Source organism: Rahnella bonaserana (genome assembly GCF_019049675.1).
GTDB classification, from domain to species: domain Bacteria; phylum Pseudomonadota; class Gammaproteobacteria; order Enterobacterales; family Enterobacteriaceae; genus Rahnella; species Rahnella bonaserana.
The window spans coordinates 1-17751 of the sequence record NZ_JAFMOW010000052.1; the positions used below are offsets into that span (position 1 = coordinate 1).

The window sequence follows — 17751 nt, forward strand, 5'->3', positions numbered from 1 at the left end:
GGGTATTAATGGCTACGCGGAGTAAAAATCCCCACCAAAATAATTTTTTATCAGTATTTAGTCTGCTATCTCATCAATATTACATCTTATCTATCAATAACCTGATTATCCTCCCTCAGCGTTTATCCCGTTTTGGGATAATTTTTCTCCCGGTTTACTCTTCCTGTGTAGACGTTTTATTTACTCATAACTCAGGAAAGGATCCTCCATGAACAAAACACAGAATCATACTGACTGGCATCAGGCAGACATCATTGCGGCATTGCGTAGACGGGGTACGACATTGGCGGCGGTATCGCGTAGTGCGGGATTGAGTTCTTCGACGCTATCGAATGCGCTGTCACGATCATGGCCGAAAGGGGAGAAGGTGATTGCGCAGGCACTGGATGTGCATCCGAGTGTGATCTGGCCGAGCCGTTATTTTGATGCGCGGGGAGAGTTGGTGAAGAAGATTCTGCGATGAATATTATTGCGAGATAAAGAATCTCCGTCTTTTAAACAAAAACGCCGACTTCCGTCGGCGTTTCCATTCATTCAAAAATTACTCCTTCCATCCGCCACCCAGCGCTTTATATAAACTGATGTCCTGATTCAGTTGGGCAAGTTGTGTGGTGATCAGCGTTTGCTGAGCAGAATACAGGGAGCGCTGCGCGACCAGTACGCTCAGGTAGTTGTCGACACCGCCTTTGAAACGCATCTGCGAGAGGTCGTAATTGCGCTGGTTGGCATCGGCGTCCTGCTGGCGGGCCAGCAATTCGTCTTTGTAGGTCTCCTGGCCAGCTAAGCCGTCGGACACTTCTTTGAACGCCGTCTGAATCGCTTTTTCATAGTTGGCGATATCAATTTTCCTGGTGTCTTTCGCGATGTCGAGATTGGCCTGATTCACGCCGCCGTCGAAGATCGGGATGTTAATCGATGGCATAAATGACCATGCGCCGGTGCCGCCGTCGAACAATTTACTCAGGCTGCCACTTTCTGAACCGGCGGTGCCGGTCAGCGTGATGCTCGGGAAGAATGCCGCGCGCGCTGCGCCGATGTTGGCGTTAGCCGCTTTCAGCGTATGTTCAGCGGCAATAATGTCCGGGCGACGGGTCAGCAGATCAGACGGTAAACCGGCCGGTGTCTGCGGGAATTTCCAGTCCTGTTGCAGGGTGGCGTTCGCCAGCAAATTCTGCGGAATGGGGGTGCCGACCAGCAGCGTCAGCGCGTTCACATCCTGACGAACCTGGCGCGTGTACTGCGCGATATCGGCCTGTGCTGCGCGAACGGTGGTTTCGGCCTGCACCAGATCCTGCGAGGTGCTGATGCCGGAGTCGTAACTGCGTTTGGTCAGCTCGTAGGATTTGTTCTGGCTGTCAGCGGTACTGATCGCCAGTTTCAGCAAGTCATTATCCGCCGCCAGACTCAGATAGCCGGAAGCGACTTCAGACACCAGCGAGATTTGCGTAGCGCGCTGCGTCGCCTCTGTCGCCAGGAAGGTTTCCAGCCCCTGATCGCGCAGGCTGCGCACGCGGCCAAACAGGTCAACTTCATAGGATGTCACGCCGAGATTGGCACTGTATTGCTGATAGGTTACGGGACCGGTATTTTGCGTCGAATACAATCCTCCGGGCAGATGCTGGTTGGTTTCACCGGCGCTGGCGTCGAGCGTCGGCAGCAGCGCAGCGCGGTCAATCTGGAAGGCCGCGCGCGCGGTATCGACGTTTAACGCCGCGACCCGAAGGTCGCGGTTGTTAGTCAGAGACATGCCAATCAGCTGATTCATCGCCGGTTGACTGAAGAAGGTTTTCCAGCCGATATCCTGTGCAGCGCCGGTTTTCGCACCGTCCCAGTTGCTGGCGACCGGCAGCGCAGGGCGCTGATAATCCGGCTCCATCGTACAGCCCGCCAGCAGGGTGAGTGAAAACGCGCCGATAAGTGACAGCGCGAAATGCGGTTTATTCATGGTGTGTTGCCTCAGACGCCGGAAGCGCCTTGTCTTGTTTTTTCGATTTGCGGGTGAACAAATTCACAATCGTCACGTAGAACATCGGGACGAAGAAAATCGCCAGGAAGGTCGCCGTAATCATCCCGCCGACCACGGCGGTACCGATGGAATGCTGGCTGCCCGCGCCCGCGCCGCTGGAAATGGTCAGCGGGAATACACCGAGAATAAAGGCCATCGAGGTCATGATAATCGGCCGGATGCGCAGCTTGGCCGCTTCGATCGCCGCTTCCGTCACCGACATGCCTTCGTTCTCATGCAGCTCTTTGGCGAACTCGACAATCAATATGGCGTTCTTTGCCGCCAGCCCGACGGTGGTTAACAGGCCGACCTGGAAGAAGACGTCATTCGACAAGCCGCGCAGCAGCACGGCGCCGATCGTCCCGAGGATCCCCAGCGGTACCACCAGCATGACGGAGAACGGAATTGACCAGCTCTCGTACAGTGCCGCCAGACACAGGAACACCACGATCATCGACAGGGTATAAAGTGCCGGTGTTTGTGAGCCGGAAAGCTTTTCTTCATAGCTCAGGCCGTGCCATGCCACTTTGTAACCCGGTGGCAGTTTGGCCGCGATTTCCATCACCGCGTCGTTGGCGTCGCCCGAGCTGTAACCCGGCGCCGGTGCGCCCATCAGTTCGACAGAAGACACGCCGTTGAAACGCTCGTAGCGCGGTGAACCGTACACCCATTTGCCGCTGCCGAAGGCGCTCCACGGCACCATATCGCCGCTGGAGTTACGGAAATACCAGTTGTTCAGATCTTCCGGCGTGACGCGGGAAGCAGCTTTGCCCTGGATGTAAACGCGCTTCACGCGGTTGTTGTACATGAACTGGTTCACATACGCCGAACCCCAGGCGGCAGACAACGTATTGTTGATGTCGTCGAGGCTCAGCCCCAGCGCCTGTGCGCGTTCATCGTCAATTTCCAGCTGATATTGCGGTTCATCTTCCATCCCGTTCGGACGCACGGCGGTCAGGCGTTTGTCCTGCGAGGCCAGTTGCAGGAACTGGTTACGCGCCGCCATCAGGGCGTTATGCCCTTTGCCGTTGGTGTCCTGCAGGAAGAAGTCAAAACCAGTGGCGTTACCCAGTTCCATAACCGCTGGCGGAACGAAAGCAAACACGCGGGCATCTTTGATGGTGGCGAAATGCGCCATCGCACGACCGGCGAGTGCCTGAACTTTCTGCGCGGCGTCCGGACGTTTCGCCCAGGTTTTCAGCTGCACGAAGGCAATCCCGACGTTCTGACCACGGCCGGCGAAGCTGAAGCCGTTGGCGGTGAATACCGAGGAAACGATGCCCCCTTCCTGCGTCATCAGGTATTCGCGCACGTTATCCAGCACCTGCTGAGTACGTTCCGCCGAGGCATTAGCGGGCAGCGTGGCCTGAACCAGCATGACGCCCTGATCCTCATCCGGCAGGAAGGTGGTCGGCACGCGGGTGAACATAAACCCGGTGGCGATCACGATCAGCAGATAGATGCACATAAACAGACGACGACGGGAAATCACCGTGCCGACGGCGCTGGTGTAGCGCGTCGCCCCTTTGTCGAAGGTACGGTTGAACCAGCCCGCAAAGCCTTTCTGCGATTTTTCCTCGTCGTTGTGTTTGATGATGGTGGCACACAACGCCGGAGTGAAAATCAGCGCCATCAGCACGGAGAGCGCCATGGCAGACACAATGGTGATCGAGAACTGACGGTAGATGATCCCGGTCGAGCCGCCGAAGAATGCCATCGGCACTAACACGGCGGAGAGCACCAGTGCGATACCAAACAGCGCGCCCTGGATCTGTTTCATCGATTTGATGGTGGCTTCTTTCGGCGACAACTTATCTTCTGTCATCACACGTTCAACGTTTTCCACCACCACGATGGCGTCATCCACCAGCAGGCCTATTGCCAGCACCATCCCGAACATGGTCAGGGTGTTAATGGAATACCCCGCGGCCGCCAGAATACCGAAAGTACCGAGCAGCACCACCGGCACCACCAGCGTGGTGACCAGCGTCGCGCGCAGGTTTTGCAGGAACAGCAACATCACGCAGAACACCAGCACGATGGCTTCGATCAGCGTTTTCACCACTTCTTCAATCGACGCGCTGACCACTGGCGCGGTCTGGTACGGGAACTCGACTTTCACGCCAGCCGGCAGGGAATCTTCCAGCCCGGCGACGGTAGCTTTGACCGCTTTGTCGGTATCCAGCACATTTGCGCCGCTCGCCAGACGCAGGGCGATAGCGGTAGACGGGCTGCCGTTAAAGGTCGAGGAGATGGAATAACTTTCCGGTCCCAGATCGACATTTCCGACATCACTAAGGCGTACCTGCGAACCGTCGGCATTCACTTTCAACAGCACGTTTTTGAACTGATTAATGCTGTCGAAACGGGTTTTCCCGATGATGGTGGCGCTGAGTTTGCTGTCTTTGACCGTCGGCAGTCCGCCGAGAGAACCGGAAGACACCTGGACGTTTTGCGCTTCAATCGCCGCACTGACATCACTTGGGATCAGCTGATATTTATACAGTTTTGCCGGATCGAGCCAGATACGCATCGCGTATTCGGAACCCAGCACCAGGAAGTCGCCGACGCCTTTGGTACGCACGATCGGGTCTTCCAGTTTGGTCACCAGCAGGTTACTCAGATCCGAGTTACTCATTTTGCCATCGGTCGAAATCAGGCTGACCAGCAGCATAAAGTTGGCCTGATATTTGGCAATACGGATCCCCTGATTGACCACTTCAGTCGGTAGCTGCGATTCGGCCAGAGACACTTTATTCTGAACCTGAACCTGCGCGATATCCGGGTTAGTGCCCTGATCGAAGGTGGCAATAATGGTGGCGCTGCCGTCGCTGTTACTTTGCGATTCGATGTAGCGCAGGTTATCCAGCCCGTTAAGCTGTTGTTCAATGACCTGAACCACTGTGTTCTGCGCGGTTTCCGCCGAGGCACCCGGATAGGTGACGCTGACGGAAATCGCCGGAGGCGCGATATTCGGGTACTGGTTGATCGGCAGTTTCATGATCGACAGCGCACCGGCGATCATGATGACGATGGCGACAACCCAGGCGAATATGGGGCGATTAATAAAGAAAGTAGACATTCAGCTCACCTATTGCGCGGAAGGATCGGTCATCGCGAGATTAGCCTGTTCGGCAGGGGCACTGGCTTTGCGCTCGGTGGCATTCACTTTGGCGCCCGGCCTGACGTTCTGTAATCCGTCAGTGATCACTTTGTCGCCGTCGTTCAGCCCCTGATTGACTAACCAGTTGCCGTTCATCATCTGACCGGTGGTGACGGAGCGCTGCTCAACGGTGCTGTCGGCTTTCACCACGTACACATACGGCGCGCCTTTTACGTCATGCATGATGGCTTCCTGCGGCACCAGAATCCCCTTGTCATCAATGCCTTGCTGCAGCTGGGCGTGAACAAACATGCCCGGCAGCAGTTCATCGTGCGGGTTCGGGAATGAGGCGCGCAGGGTGACGGAACCGGTACTTTGCGACACGGTGACTTCAGAGAATTCCAGCTTGCCCGGCAGCGCATATTTGCTGCCATCTTCCAGCGTCAGGGTTGCCTGAGCAGCATTGTCACCGGCGGATTGCAACTTACCGGAAGCCAGCGCACGACGCAGCCTCAGTAAATCCTGCGAGGATTCGTTGACGTCGACATAAATCGGATTGAGCTGATCGATAGTGGTCAGGTATGCCGTCTGACCGCTGGTCACCAGCGCCCCTTCGGTATACAACGAGCGGCCGATGTGGCCGGAAATCGGCGCGTACACTTTGGTGTATTGCAGATTGACGCGGGCGGTTTCGACATCTGCGGCAGCTTCGCGCTCGGCGGCCACGGCATCGTCATATTGCTGGCGGCTGACCGCCTGCGCTTCGACCAGCGGTTTGTAGCGGCGCGCGGTGGCATCGGCGCTTTTCCAGGTCGCCATCGCACGGTCGAAAGCGGCCTGATAGGTCGAAGGATCAATCTGATAAAGCTGCTGACCGGCTTTGACTTCACTGCCTTCAACAAAAAGACGTTTTTGGATCACGCCGTTCACCTGCGGACGGACTTCTGCACTGCGAACCGCCGTGGTGCGGCCGGGCAGGCTGGTGGTCAGGGCGACGGGCTGGCTGTGCAAAGTGACGACATTGACCGCAGGCACTTGTGCCGCCGGGGATGCAGAACCGGCGGAACCATCACATGCCGAAAGCAGTACGACAGTACTGACAGAAAGAAACTTCAGGCGCATAGAATTCACTCTTATTAGGAAATTGAGAATAACCGTTCTCAACAAGTCCTCCACTATACGAGAGCGCCAGAGTTCGCTGTGTAAGGATATTGTCATTACCCATGAGTCGATGTTTCGAACTATGAAGAAAATGTTGCTGCATAATCCATTGAAATTATAGGGTTTTAAACTTTTTGTGCAGTGGTAAATGGCGGGAAAGTCATTACTTAGCAAACTAATTGATAGTTATTAAGAATGATAACCAGTTAAATATTCTAAAAGTGAATGAATTGTTGGTGGTTAGGAAAGTGTGATTCAGATCAAACAAATTTATACATTTTAACCTGCTGCTTACCATAAAAGGCTGAAGGATCACCGCAACTGCCGTTACCTTAGGGGCCGAGAGCGAGCAGTTCTCACATTTGCTTGTTGCCAGCCGTTCTGAACGACGACCAGTCGCAACCCCGTGCCCACAGTCCGATGTGGGCTTTTTTTTGCCTGCTGCCCCAAGCCGTTTTTCTCCGATAAAACTGTGATCCCTTTCATACTCCTGACTGTTATGTCTATACAACTATACATTCCGTGACTTAACTCAATTAACGGCTTATTTTTAGCCAGCTAACTGAGGGACGACAGATGATAAAACTTGGCAGCAAGGTGCATGATCTGGGCAAGGCCCTGATGACGCCTATCTCGGTGATTGCCGCCGCCGGGATTTTCTTAGGTCTGGCGGCGGCGTTGCAAAATCCGGCGGTCACCGGTGAAGCCTTCACGCAGATGAAAACCCTGCAACTGGTGATCGGTTTTATCCGCCAGGTGTCCGGCGCGTTGTTCGCCAATCTTCCGCTGTTCTTTGCCGTTGCCACTGCGATGGGTCTGGCCAATGCAGAGAAAGCCACAGCGGCTTTTTCCGCAGTGATCGGCTTTGTCGGGTTGCACGTTGGCGTTAACTACAGCCTGCTGGCACAGGGGATTACGCCGGAAACCATTACGGTCGCCAAACTCATGGCCAAAGGCATGACCGAAAGCGATGCGATGATTTACGCCGCCGAGTTCACCAATACGCTGGGGATTTTCACCTACAACATGAGCGTGCTGGGCGGGGTGCTGGTCGGGTTAATCACCATGTGGCTGCACAATCGCTTTTATACGATTGTGTTGCCGACCGCAGTCGCTTTTTTCGGTGGACGTCGCTTCGTGCCGATCATCACCATTCTTGTGCTGCCGATTGTCGGTGTGCTGATGTCGCTTGTCTGGCCGACCATTGCCATGGGGATCCAGTGGATCGGTGAACTGATCGGGCGCACCGGCGAGATCGGCACCTTTATCTATGCCACGTCGGAGCGCTTGCTGATCCCGACCGGTTTGCATCACATCATCAACGAAACCGTACGTTTCACGCCAATTGGCGGCGTGACGACGGTGGATAATCAGAGCATTGTCGGCGCGCTGAATATCTTTAATGCTGCTCTGGCCAATCCCGGCATGATCCCGGATGCGGTCACCCAGCAGGCGACGCGTTTCCTGGCTCAGGGCAAAATTCCGGTGATGATGTTTGGTTTACCGGCGGCGGCGCTGGCGATGTATCACTGCGCCAGACCTGAACATAAAGGTCGTGTAAAAGCGCTGATGCTGGCGGGCGCACTGGCGTCGTTCACCACCGGCATCACCGAGCCGCTAGAGTTCTGCTTCATCTTCGTTTCGCCGGTGCTGTACATCCTGCACGCGGCGCTGACCGGCCTGTCATTTGTGCTGATGCAAATGCTGCATGTGATGATCGGTAACGTGCAGGGCGGGGCGATTGACTTCCTGATCTTCGGCGTGCTCGGTGGCAGTAAAACACACTGGTGGTACCCGCTGATCCTTGGCGTGATTTACGCTCCGGTGTACTACTTCAGTTTCCGATGGGTGATCTTGCGGATGCAGATCAAAACGCCGGGACGCGAGGATGAAAACGATGCTGAAGAACGCGCGAAGCCTGCGCAGGGAACCGGCGAGAAAACCAAAAATATCATTATCGGACTGGGCGGCGAGGGGAATATTACGGCGGTCGATTGCTGCTTTACCCGTCTGCGCGTGAAGGTCAAAGACATGGCGCAGGTGCAGGACGGGACGCTAATGAAAACCGGTGCGGCAGGCGTCAAACGCATTACCGACACGGACGTGCATGTGATCTATGGTCCGCAGGTTGAGCAGGTGGCTAATCTGGTAAAGGCCGAGCTGTCGGGTATTGCCTGATGGCGGTTAACCTTTGACTTTGGCATGGACGCTGAAGGCATAGTTTTTCTGGTTGTAATAAACATCTGACACTTCAAACAACGAACCGTCAGTGAAAGAAACCACGGCGTGAGAGTGCAGCACCGGCTGGTCGCGTGACAGATTCAGCGCGAGGCGAATTTCGTTAGAGGGCAGTTCGGCGGAAATCAGTTTGGTGCTGCCTGCCGGCTGAAAACCTTTGGAACGGATATAGGCATATTTCGATGCAGTCATGGCGGCGCGGTTAATATCCGGGAAATTATCGGCGCGCATCCAGCATTGCTCATACACAAACGGCTCATCGCCCAGCAGGCGCAGGCGGATCATAAAATACACCTCCGTACCGGCCGGAATATTCAGCTCGCGGGCGATGTCTTCGCTGGCTGGCATGCGCCGAAATTCCAGCACCTGGTTTTCAATGCGCTGATTATTTTCCTGCGCGACTTCGCTGGCGGTGAGATGGCGGTCGAGCGGTAAGATGATTTTATGCTGTTTCGGCGGTTCGACCACAAAGGTACCGCGTCCGCGATAGCGCGCCACGCGGCCCTGACGGACCAGATAATCGACGGCTTTCCGCGCGGTCATCCGCGATACTCCGTAGATTTCGCAGAGCGCCGCTTCGGTAGGGATCGGGTCGCCCGGCCTGATTTCACCGGCGCTGATTTTTTCGGTCAGTTGCTGCTCAATTTGCAGATAAAGCGGGGTGAATGAGTTCTTATCTATTTTCATTAAGCCTGACCTCCGGTTCTTCACTTAAGAATAATTGTATAGTTAGCTATACAAATGAGCTAACTGCGCAGCTGATATTCTGTCCAAAATGGGTTTCAGCACACAAAAAAGAAAGGTTGCCGATATCAGTAACCATTGTTCGTTTTTTGGCCGCTTTGCAGCGGCGTCAGGCGTTACTCAGGGAGCAGTGCGCTGGAGGTAAATCCGCACGGGCCGTTTTCCTGATTTTTGAACCGCCAGCAGTGCTGATGGTATTTCGCCACAGTATTACGGTGCGCCACGCTGATAACCGATGTTTGCGGCAACTCGCTGAGCAGCAGAGCGTAAACCTGTTGCTCGGTTTCGTCATCCAGCGCGCTGGTCGCTTCGTCGAGGAACAGCGTATCGGGCTGGATCAGCAGGGCGCGGGCGAATGACAACCGCTGTTGTTCACCCGGCGACAGGCGCTGGCTCCAGTTGGCGTAATCATCGAGGATTTCAACCGAGGCCAGATGCGGCAGGCGGCATTGTTCCAGAACCTGTTGCAGGCGTTCATCGGTATATTCGCGGCTGGCGTCAGGGTAACTCAGCGCGTCACGCAGGGTACCAATCGGGATATAACTGCGCTGCGGCAGGAACAGATAACGCTTTCCTTCCGCCAGCGCGATATTGCCAGAACCGTAAGGCCAGATACCGGCGATGGCGCGCAGCAGCGTCGATTTACCACAGCCAGAAGGACCGGCAATCAGCACACGCTCACCCGGCTTCATTGATGCGGAAACGTCACAGAACAGCGGATTACCGTTCGGCAGATTCAGTGTCAGCTTATCGAGTTGCAGGGCATGTTCACTGCTTTTACCGACGTTAATCCCGCGTGGCTGAGCGTTGACCTGATCGATAGCGGCGTTAAAACCGGCAAGACGGTTAACCGTGGCTTTCCAGTTGGCCAGATCGGTGAAGGCATCGATAAACCAGGATAACGCACCCTGTACCTGACCGAACGCAGAGGCGATTTGCATCAGCGCACCCATCTGAATGGCACCGGCGAAATAGCGCGGCGAGGCCACCAGAATCGGGAAGATATTGGCAAACTGTGCGTAAAAGTTGGTCGCGACGTTCAGACGACGGGTCACGCGCATGATTGACCACCAGTTGGTTTTGATGGATTCAAACTTGCCGGTCAGCTGGTCGTGTTCGTTTTTCTCACCGTGATACAGGGCAATTGCATCGCTGTTTTCGCGGATACGGATCAGGCCAAAACGGAAGTTCGCCTCAAACCATTCCTGATTAAACCCGAGTTTTACCAGCGGCTTACCGATATACCAGATAATGAAGGAACCGACGGCGGCGTAAAGCAGGGCGAACCACAGCATGTAGCCCGGGATTTCAAAGTGATGTCCCGCCAGCATGAAATTTAGCGGGCCGCTGATCGACCACAAAATAAACACGAACGAGAACAACGTCACCACGCTCGACAGCAGTCCGAGAACCAGAGAAAGTGTCCCGCTGGTCAGGGCATTCAGGTCATCAGAAATACGCTGATCGGGGTTATCCACCTGATGCTGGTACTCCGTGTAATAATAGGCGTGATTGGTCAGCCACTTCTCCATATACTCTTCGGTCATCCAGCGCCGCCAGCTCATTTGCAGGCCTTGTGTCAGATAAACCCGGTAGATGGCAATCACGATAAACAGCAGCGCCAGCCAGGTAAATTTCCACAGCTGGGCTTTGAAAACCGGATAGTTTCTGTTTTGCAGCGCGTCGTAAAAAACGCGGTTCCATTCGTTAAACTGCACGCTGAGATACACGCCAGCCAGTGAAAGGATGATGATAGTGGTCAACATGCCCCAGGCTCGCCACTTTTCTTCCGAACGCCAGTAAGGCTTAATTAACTGCCAGACGGCGCCCCATTGCGCCGATTTCCCAGGTTTTTTAGTCATAATAGCCATGTGTAATCGATATGTTGTGAAGCCAATCATCCCAGAATGAGTGCCTCAGTGCGATAGGGCAATGAGCCACTTGTAAGGATGTTTTTCCAGCACGAAGCTCTGTAGACCACAAAAGTAGAAGGATGTTTGATGAAAGTCGCAGTGAATTTACTGCTGGTGGCAGGATGTCTTGCCAGTGTTCAGGCGTTTGCTCAGATTGATGAACCTGATATTGATGCTGATTGTGTAAAAGCAGGCATTTATGCTGCCGCAGGGAAAGTGGCTTACCAGCAGGGCGAGATGGGCAAAGCCCGGGAAATTTTCCGCAATCAGGTTGCCTGGAGCGAGTTTTGCCACAAGCCGCAGGATCAGATTGCGACGGCTTACAACAACATCGCGCTGACCTACATAAAGCAGGGCGATTATCTGAAAGCCAAAGCCTGGCTGATGCTGGCACCTGCTGACAAAAAATCACAATACAACCTTGGTCTGATCCAGCCAAAACTGGCTGCAATGCCGCAGGCTGAGAGTCCGGCAGGTATTTACTGGCAATATGCCGGTTTTGGTAGCTGGAATATCCTCGAAGTGAAAGGCGAAGAAGCGCAGTTCAAAATTGATTTCAGCGGCCTGTATATGGGGCAAATGTCGCTGTACTACGGTCCGAATACCGGTGAGTTTTCGGTGGTAACGGCCATCAAAGACCATCACGCGATTTACCACGAAGCCGACGATGCCTCGGCCGGTGGCGGTGAATGCAGCGTAGACATGAATTTCGACCCGCACACCGTGAAACTGCACACTACCGGTGACTGCGGTTTCGGCCACAATGTCCAGGCCGAAGGCGCATTTGTACGGGTGACGCAGTAGGTCTAAGAAGGTGTACGGGCAGACCTGGGACGTTTTTTAACGCCTCCCCTTCGCAGGGGAGGGTGCCGATCGAAGTATAGGGTTAGCAGAACAGGGCGCCGGCTCAGTTTATATTCACTGCGGCCACTTCATTTCGCCCTTCAATACTTTCGCGCTTAACTCTAATGACGAATCATCTTTAAGTTGCGGATAGTGTTTTTTCATTGCGGCGATAAGTGCTGCGGAATCTTTCGCTTTCGGTAATTCCTTTTCCAGCGTCAGCAGGTACTGGCGGGTGAATTTTACCGACTCCAGCGTTTTTGGCGCACCTGGCAGGAAATGCCCCGGCACCACGACTTCCGGTTTCAGGCCGGTGATTTCATCCAGCGCTTCCACCCATTGCTTACGCGATGTCGGCGTCTGCGTATCTGCGGTCCAGACATGCATATTATTGCCATCCACCAGCACCCCGCCGGCCACCGCTTTCAATGACGGGATCCACACGAACGTACGCTCTGCATCCACGCCCTGAATTTCGAATTTATGGCCTTCGAGCGTGAATTCATTGCCCTTCAGCGGCTCTGGCGTGGTGACAGATTTTGGCGCGTTGTCCTTGAGTTGTGGACCCCAGAACGCGACTTTGCCGTCTTTAGTGGCATTGATCTGATCGACCGTCGCCTGCGTGGCGACCACTTTCGCTTGCGGGAATGCTGCGCGGATAACGTCCAGCCCGAAGTAGAAATCAGGATCTGACTGGCTGATGTACACGGTGGTCAGTGTCTTGCCGGTGGCTTTGATCATCTCCACCAGCTTCTCAGCATCATTACGCTGAAACTGCGCGTCGATTAACACCGCTTCTTTTTCGCCGGTGATGATTTCAGAGGACACCGGGAAAATGCTGTTTTCACCCGGGTTATACACCTCCATTTTCAGCGCGCTGGCGGCGTGAGCGGAAAGGCTGCTGCCCAGCAGGGCGGCGATCAGAGTCAGATGTTTCAGTTGCATGGGGTTTCCTCAGAGGTATCAATAATCACGTTCAGTAAGTATCTACTGTACGTTGCATAATCCGCGGGAAAAACCGGATAATGCGCAACTGTTTGTTGCATAAACCGGACGAATCATGGACAGAATTACCGCTGCACAAGTGTTTGTTGCCATCGTTGAACGGGGAAGCATGATCAATGCTGCCGAGTCGCTGAATATGTCGCGGGCGATGGTGACGCGTTATCTGTCAGAGATGGAAAAATGGTCGGGCGCGCGCCTGCTGCATCGTTCCACCCGTAAACTCAGCCTGACGGATGCGGGCGAAAACACGCTGGCGCGTTGCCGGAAAATGCTGTCGGTGGCGGCGGAAATGGCCAGCGTAGCGGACACCGGCGATGAAGCGTTGCGCGGTTTGCTGCGTCTGAGCTGTTCACAATCATTCGGGCAGGGCGCGCTGGTGATTGCGGTCACCGAGTTTTTGCGGCGACATCCGCAGGTCAGCATTGATCTTCAGCTGGAAAGCCGGGCGATCAATCTGGTGGAAGACCGTATCGATCTGGCGCTGCGTATCACCAACGATCTGGATCCGAATCTGATCGCACGGCCGCTGGCGCTTTGCCCTTCGGTGGTGTGTGCCTCTCCGGCTTATCTTGCCGCGCAGGGCACGCCGCAACATCCGCAGGATCTGGCGGTTCATAATTGCCTGACGTACACGTATTTCGGCAAAAGCCTGTGGCAGTTTGCGCGGCTGGGTGAACAGGTGACGATCCCGGTGAGCGGCAATCTGAGCGCCAATGAATCGCTGGTACTGCTGACCGGCGCGGTGGAAGGCGCGGGGATTGTCATGCAGCCTTATTACTCGGCAGCGCCGCTGATTGCCAGCGGGCAACTGGTTCCCCTGCTTGAACAGTGGCAGCCACAGGAAATGGGGATTTATGCGATTTACGCGTCGCGACGGCAAATGCCAGCGGCGTTGCGTGCGCTGCTCGATTTTCTGGTGGAGTGGTTTAAAGGGAATCCGCGCTGGCTTTCCCTGAAAGAGGAAAAACGCTGAACTGACGGGGAAAGAAATCACTGGAATCGGTTCCTTTTCCGCTGTTAGCGCATTTTATGCAATGTATTGTTATGTAAAGATTAATCGTGTAAACGGGTGTTTTTCAGGCAGTAAGGGCACAGACTGCGTCTGGTCAAAAGTGTGATCAACGTGGTATTTAAGCCAATCCGGTGTCATACCGGACTTTACTCATAACTAAAAATATCCGGAGTTTTTATGCCTGTCGCACTCCTGGCACTGGCGCTGAGCGCGTTTGCCATCGGTACCACTGAATTCGTCATTATGGGGCTGCTCCCCAACGTGGCGGGGGATCTGAATGTCAGTATTCCTTCTGCAGGCTGGTTAATCAGCGGATACGCACTGGGCGTGGCGATCGGTGCGCCGATCATGGCCGTACTGACGGCAAAACTGCCGCGCAAAAATACCCTGCTGCTGCTGATGAGCATCTTTATTGTTGGCAACGTGATGTGCGCGCTTTCCTACAGCTACGGTTTCCTGATGCTGGCGCGTGTGATTACCGCGCTGTGTCACGGGGCCTTCTTTGGGATTGGCGCGGTGGTGGCGGCAAGTCTGGTGGCGCCTAACCGCCGTGCCTCAGCGGTTGCGCTGATGTTTACCGGCCTGACGCTGGCTAACGTGCTGGGTGTTCCGCTCGGTACCGCGCTCGGACAGGCTTTCGGCTGGCGTTCAACGTTCTGGGTGGTGGCCGTGATTGGTGTGGCGTCGCTGTTCGCGCTGTATAAAAAGCTGCCGGATAAGAAAGAAGAAGAACCGACCGATCTGCGTAAGGAAATCCGTGCGCTGGGCAGCCTCGGTTTATGGCTGTCGCTGTCGATCACCATTTTCTTTGCGGCGGCAATGTTCGCGCTGTTCACCTATATCGCGCCTATCCTGACGCAAATCACCGGCGTGTCTGAACACGGCGTCAGCTGGACGCTGCTGCTGATCGGCCTCGGTCTGACCATCGGTAACGTGCTGGGCGGACGTCTGGCGGACTGGCGTCTCGGTATTTCACTGACCATGACCTTCCTGATGATCGCGATATTCTCCGTGCTGTTCAGCTACACCAGCGTTCATCTGGTAGCCGCCGAAATCACGCTGTTTATCTGGGCGATGGTGAACTTTGCTGCGGTGCCTGCGTTGCAGGTTAACGTGGTGACCTATGGTAAAAACGCGCCGAATCTGGTTTCCACGCTGAACATTGCCGCATTTAACGTTGGCAATGCGCTGGGCGCGTGGGTTGGCGGTGCGGTCATCGAGCGCGGAATGGGGCTGAACACCGTGCCACTGGCAGCGGGCGGACTGGGCGCCATCGGCTTCGTGCTGTGCGTGATCACTTTCCGCCGTGCGGCGAAGAAAGCGGAAAAAGCCGTCGCGTAAATCAGTACCCTGAGATGACAAAAGGCCACGTGGAAAATATCCGGCGTGGCCTTTTTTGTTTCTCTTTTACAGGTCAGGTATTGATCAGAAACGCACTTCGCCACCCACCAGCCAGGTTCTTCCGCGCGCGGTATTCACCGCTGTGGTCGGGTCGTTCTGACCATACATCGAATTCAGCTTGTTCAGGGCTTCTGAATAATCTTTATCCATCAGATTCTGAACCGAGAATTTCAGCATCAGATTACGGTTAAATTCGTAGGTGCTGTAGAGGTCGATAATCGTCGGAATGTTGGGCATCTTTTCATTTTCCAGCGCACCGGTGGTTTCGTTAAAGTTCTGATCCGGCGAAGTGCGGCGGGTTTTTCCGGTGTATTTCACCAGTGTCCCGACCGTCAGGCTTTCATCGAGGAAGCGCACGCCGGTATCTACGGTGAAATACATCTCCGGCAGTTCATTGATATTGCCGACACCAAACGAACCGGTGGCAATCGACGTCGGCTGATTGGTGTGTTCCTTGCTGAAAGAGAGTCGGGTGAAGGCCCGACCGGTATCATATTCCGCCTCAATTTCCACGCCGTGCGTGCGCACCGGTGACAGGGAATTGACGTAAATGTACATGTTGTCGGAATAGTCTTCGCTCTGGTCTTCCCAGTCGTTTTGCAGATTCTCGCCGATGCTGCATTTGCGCCCGTTGCGGCACACCATAAAGGAATCACTGTAGATGTACTTCTTGATTTTGCTGGTGTAATACAGGGCTTTCAGGCGCAGGGAGTCCTCTTCAAACAACAGGTTACCCGCTGCGGAATTAAAGCCAATCTGATAGGTTTCTGCACGCTCGCCTTTGAGGAACGGGTTCATCGAGGCGCCGCCGGAGTTAGAGAAAAACACTTCCTGCACGTTCGGACCGCGCATTGATTTGCTGTAACTGACGAAGGGCTCGAACCACGGACGGATCTCCGCTGAGAGCATGACGGACGGATTAAAACCGTCTTCGGTCAGGCTGATATTCTGACCGCCCTGCGGGAAACAGGTGACGCGCGGATCGCACGCCGGTTTGTAACCGCTGAGATCGTAATAGCTGTAGTTAAGATCAAAGTTACCTTTCCAGATGCCTTTTTTCAGCTCCAGCCCGGTATACAGGCTGTAAACGTCCTGCTTGCCGGAAGGCTGGAACGTATTGTTCTCAATCGACTGCTGCTCCGCGTCGGGATTATCCTCAGACCAGGCATTGCTGTTGATATTTTTATCGTATTTATTGCGCATAATTTTGCTGCCGTAACTCCATGTGGTGTCCAGCCCGGCAAACACAAAGCGCGAGGTATTATTGATGTCGATGGCATCTGACTGATTACTGGCATCAGTATTATAAAATGTATACAGCGTGTTGTTATCGTATTTCTGATTTCCACGGCTGGTGCTGAGCATTAAATTAAAATCAATCAGCTCAGAGAAAGGCGCGTAATGATATTTCAGATAAAAGTCGTCGCTGGTGATATCACGCTGGGTAAATTTATTGCCATAATGTCTGCCGGATAATTCGAAACTGTTAAATTCATCGGGTTTAATATCCACTTTAACTAACTGGGATTTCGGATTCTGGCGATAACTTTTCTCATAGCCGAAATCGCTGCTACTTTGACCGTCGCCATTTTTGAACTGGGCGTCGATGGAACTGCCGCTGATCGCCGTCATAATGCCGAAACTGCCGGTGTCGGTGAACGCATCGGTTTTACCGGCGACGGCGATCATGCCGCTTTCGCCAATGCCGTTATTGCCCGCTGAGAAACGGGTGCGGATGCCAAACGGATTGCCGGAAAAAATCACGTCGTCCACGCCGAGGGTGCGCAGGTTGGCGCTGCCCGCTAAGGCATTGACGCCTGCTGAACCGGCGCTGGTGCCGCGTGACACATCAATGCCGACCAGGAAATTCGGGTCGATTAACGCGCCGGAGGCGCTGCTGGTAGAACCATGCGAAATACCGCCCGGCACGGAAGAACCGTAGAAGTTTTGCGTCACGCCGTCGATCATGGTGTTGACGCGGCCAAAGCCGGACATGCCACGAATGTTGACGTCTACCGTGCCCTGGCTCGGATCAATTTGCGTGAAGGTGCCCGGCATACTGCGTAATACGGAATCGGTAGATTGCAGATGGGTATTTTCCCCGCGTGAGCTGAACGCGCCGGGTTTGGCCATCGCTTCATGTTCACTGCTGAGTTTATCTGCCGAGACTTTCAGCGGACTGAACGTCACGGTTTCTTTATTACTTTCTGTTTCTGTGGTGGTGTCAGCAAATGCCAGCGGCGCAGTCAGCACTAAACCGGCACTGAGCATGCCGGTTAAAATGTTTTTTTTCATATTCCCTCAGGAGGCTTTATTTTCTAATTGT

Annotated in this window: 12 protein-coding genes; 5 read left to right on the forward strand and 7 right to left on the reverse strand. The window is 54.4% G+C overall.

Translation table 11 applies throughout. From position 1 onward, the window contains the following. Window positions 1–208 precede the first annotated feature (208 nt). Complete coding sequence (locus tag J1778_RS03840; protein WP_217172068.1) at window positions 209–463, forward strand: helix-turn-helix domain-containing protein; 255 nt, start codon at window positions 209–211, stop codon at window positions 461–463. A gap of 78 nt (window positions 464–541) precedes the next feature. Here J1778_RS03840 and J1778_RS03845 read toward each other — a convergent pair whose 3' ends face one another. The 3 genes from J1778_RS03845 to J1778_RS03855 are packed head-to-tail and all read right to left on the reverse strand — an operon-like array spanning window position 542 to window position 6230. After that, the gene (locus J1778_RS03845; protein WP_217172069.1) at window positions 542–1945 is read right to left on the reverse strand and encodes an efflux transporter outer membrane subunit; all 1404 of its coding nucleotides are present in this window, start codon (window positions 1943–1945) and stop codon (window positions 542–544) included. Next, on the reverse strand, window positions 1938–5087 hold the full coding sequence (locus tag J1778_RS03850; protein WP_217172070.1) for an efflux RND transporter permease subunit: 3150 nt from the start codon (window positions 5085–5087) through the stop codon (window positions 1938–1940). The genes J1778_RS03845 and J1778_RS03850 overlap by 8 nt, the downstream gene beginning before the upstream one ends. Before the next feature lie 9 nt (window positions 5088–5096). Then, entirely contained in the window at window positions 5097–6230 is a 1134-nt protein-coding gene (locus J1778_RS03855) for an efflux RND transporter periplasmic adaptor subunit (protein WP_217172071.1), read from the reverse strand. A 615-nt stretch (window positions 6231–6845) separates the two neighbouring features. Here J1778_RS03855 and J1778_RS03860 point away from each other — a divergent pair. Further along, window positions 6846–8447 carry a PTS transporter subunit EIIC gene (locus J1778_RS03860; RefSeq protein WP_217172072.1) on the forward strand — a complete coding sequence of 534 codons (1602 nt, stop codon included), beginning with the start codon at window positions 6846–6848 and terminating at the stop codon, window positions 8445–8447. A 6-nt stretch (window positions 8448–8453) separates the two neighbouring features. On the opposite strand, the gene J1778_RS03865 is transcribed toward J1778_RS03860, so the two are convergent. Further along, window positions 8454–9194 (reverse strand): GntR family transcriptional regulator, encoded by a 741-nt coding sequence (locus J1778_RS03865; protein ID WP_217172073.1) that lies wholly within the window; start codon window positions 9192–9194, stop codon window positions 8454–8456. Between the two features lie 173 nt (window positions 9195–9367). After that, window positions 9368–11122, reverse strand: coding sequence for an ABC transporter ATP-binding protein/permease (locus J1778_RS03870; RefSeq protein WP_217172074.1), 1755 nt, complete (start codon window positions 11120–11122; stop codon window positions 9368–9370). Between the two features lie 129 nt (window positions 11123–11251). Here J1778_RS03870 and J1778_RS03875 point away from each other — a divergent pair, with 129 nt between their 5' ends. Next, window positions 11252–11968 (forward strand): tetratricopeptide repeat protein, encoded by a 717-nt coding sequence (locus J1778_RS03875; RefSeq protein ID WP_217172075.1) that lies wholly within the window; start codon window positions 11252–11254, stop codon window positions 11966–11968. A gap of 114 nt (window positions 11969–12082) precedes the next feature. Here the strand turns inward: J1778_RS03875 and J1778_RS03880 are convergent, their stop codons facing one another. After that, complete coding sequence (locus tag J1778_RS03880) at window positions 12083–12952, reverse strand: MBL fold metallo-hydrolase (RefSeq protein WP_217172076.1); 870 nt, start codon at window positions 12950–12952, stop codon at window positions 12083–12085. A 115-nt stretch (window positions 12953–13067) separates the two neighbouring features. On the opposite strand from J1778_RS03880, the gene J1778_RS03885 reads away from it, so the two are divergent. Together J1778_RS03885 and J1778_RS03890 are read left to right on the forward strand one after the other, a co-directional pair. Beyond that, complete coding sequence (locus J1778_RS03885; RefSeq protein WP_217172077.1) at window positions 13068–13985, forward strand: LysR family transcriptional regulator; 918 nt, start codon at window positions 13068–13070, stop codon at window positions 13983–13985. Window positions 13986–14201: 216 nt separating this feature from the next. Beyond that, window positions 14202–15365 (forward strand): MFS transporter, encoded by a 1164-nt coding sequence (locus tag J1778_RS03890; RefSeq protein ID WP_217172078.1) that lies wholly within the window; start codon window positions 14202–14204, stop codon window positions 15363–15365. A gap of 84 nt (window positions 15366–15449) precedes the next feature. Here the strand turns inward: J1778_RS03890 and J1778_RS03895 are convergent, their stop codons facing one another. Further along, window positions 15450–17720, reverse strand: coding sequence for a TonB-dependent receptor domain-containing protein (locus J1778_RS03895; protein ID WP_217172079.1), 2271 nt, complete (start codon window positions 17718–17720; stop codon window positions 15450–15452). Window positions 17721–17751 lie beyond the last annotated feature (31 nt).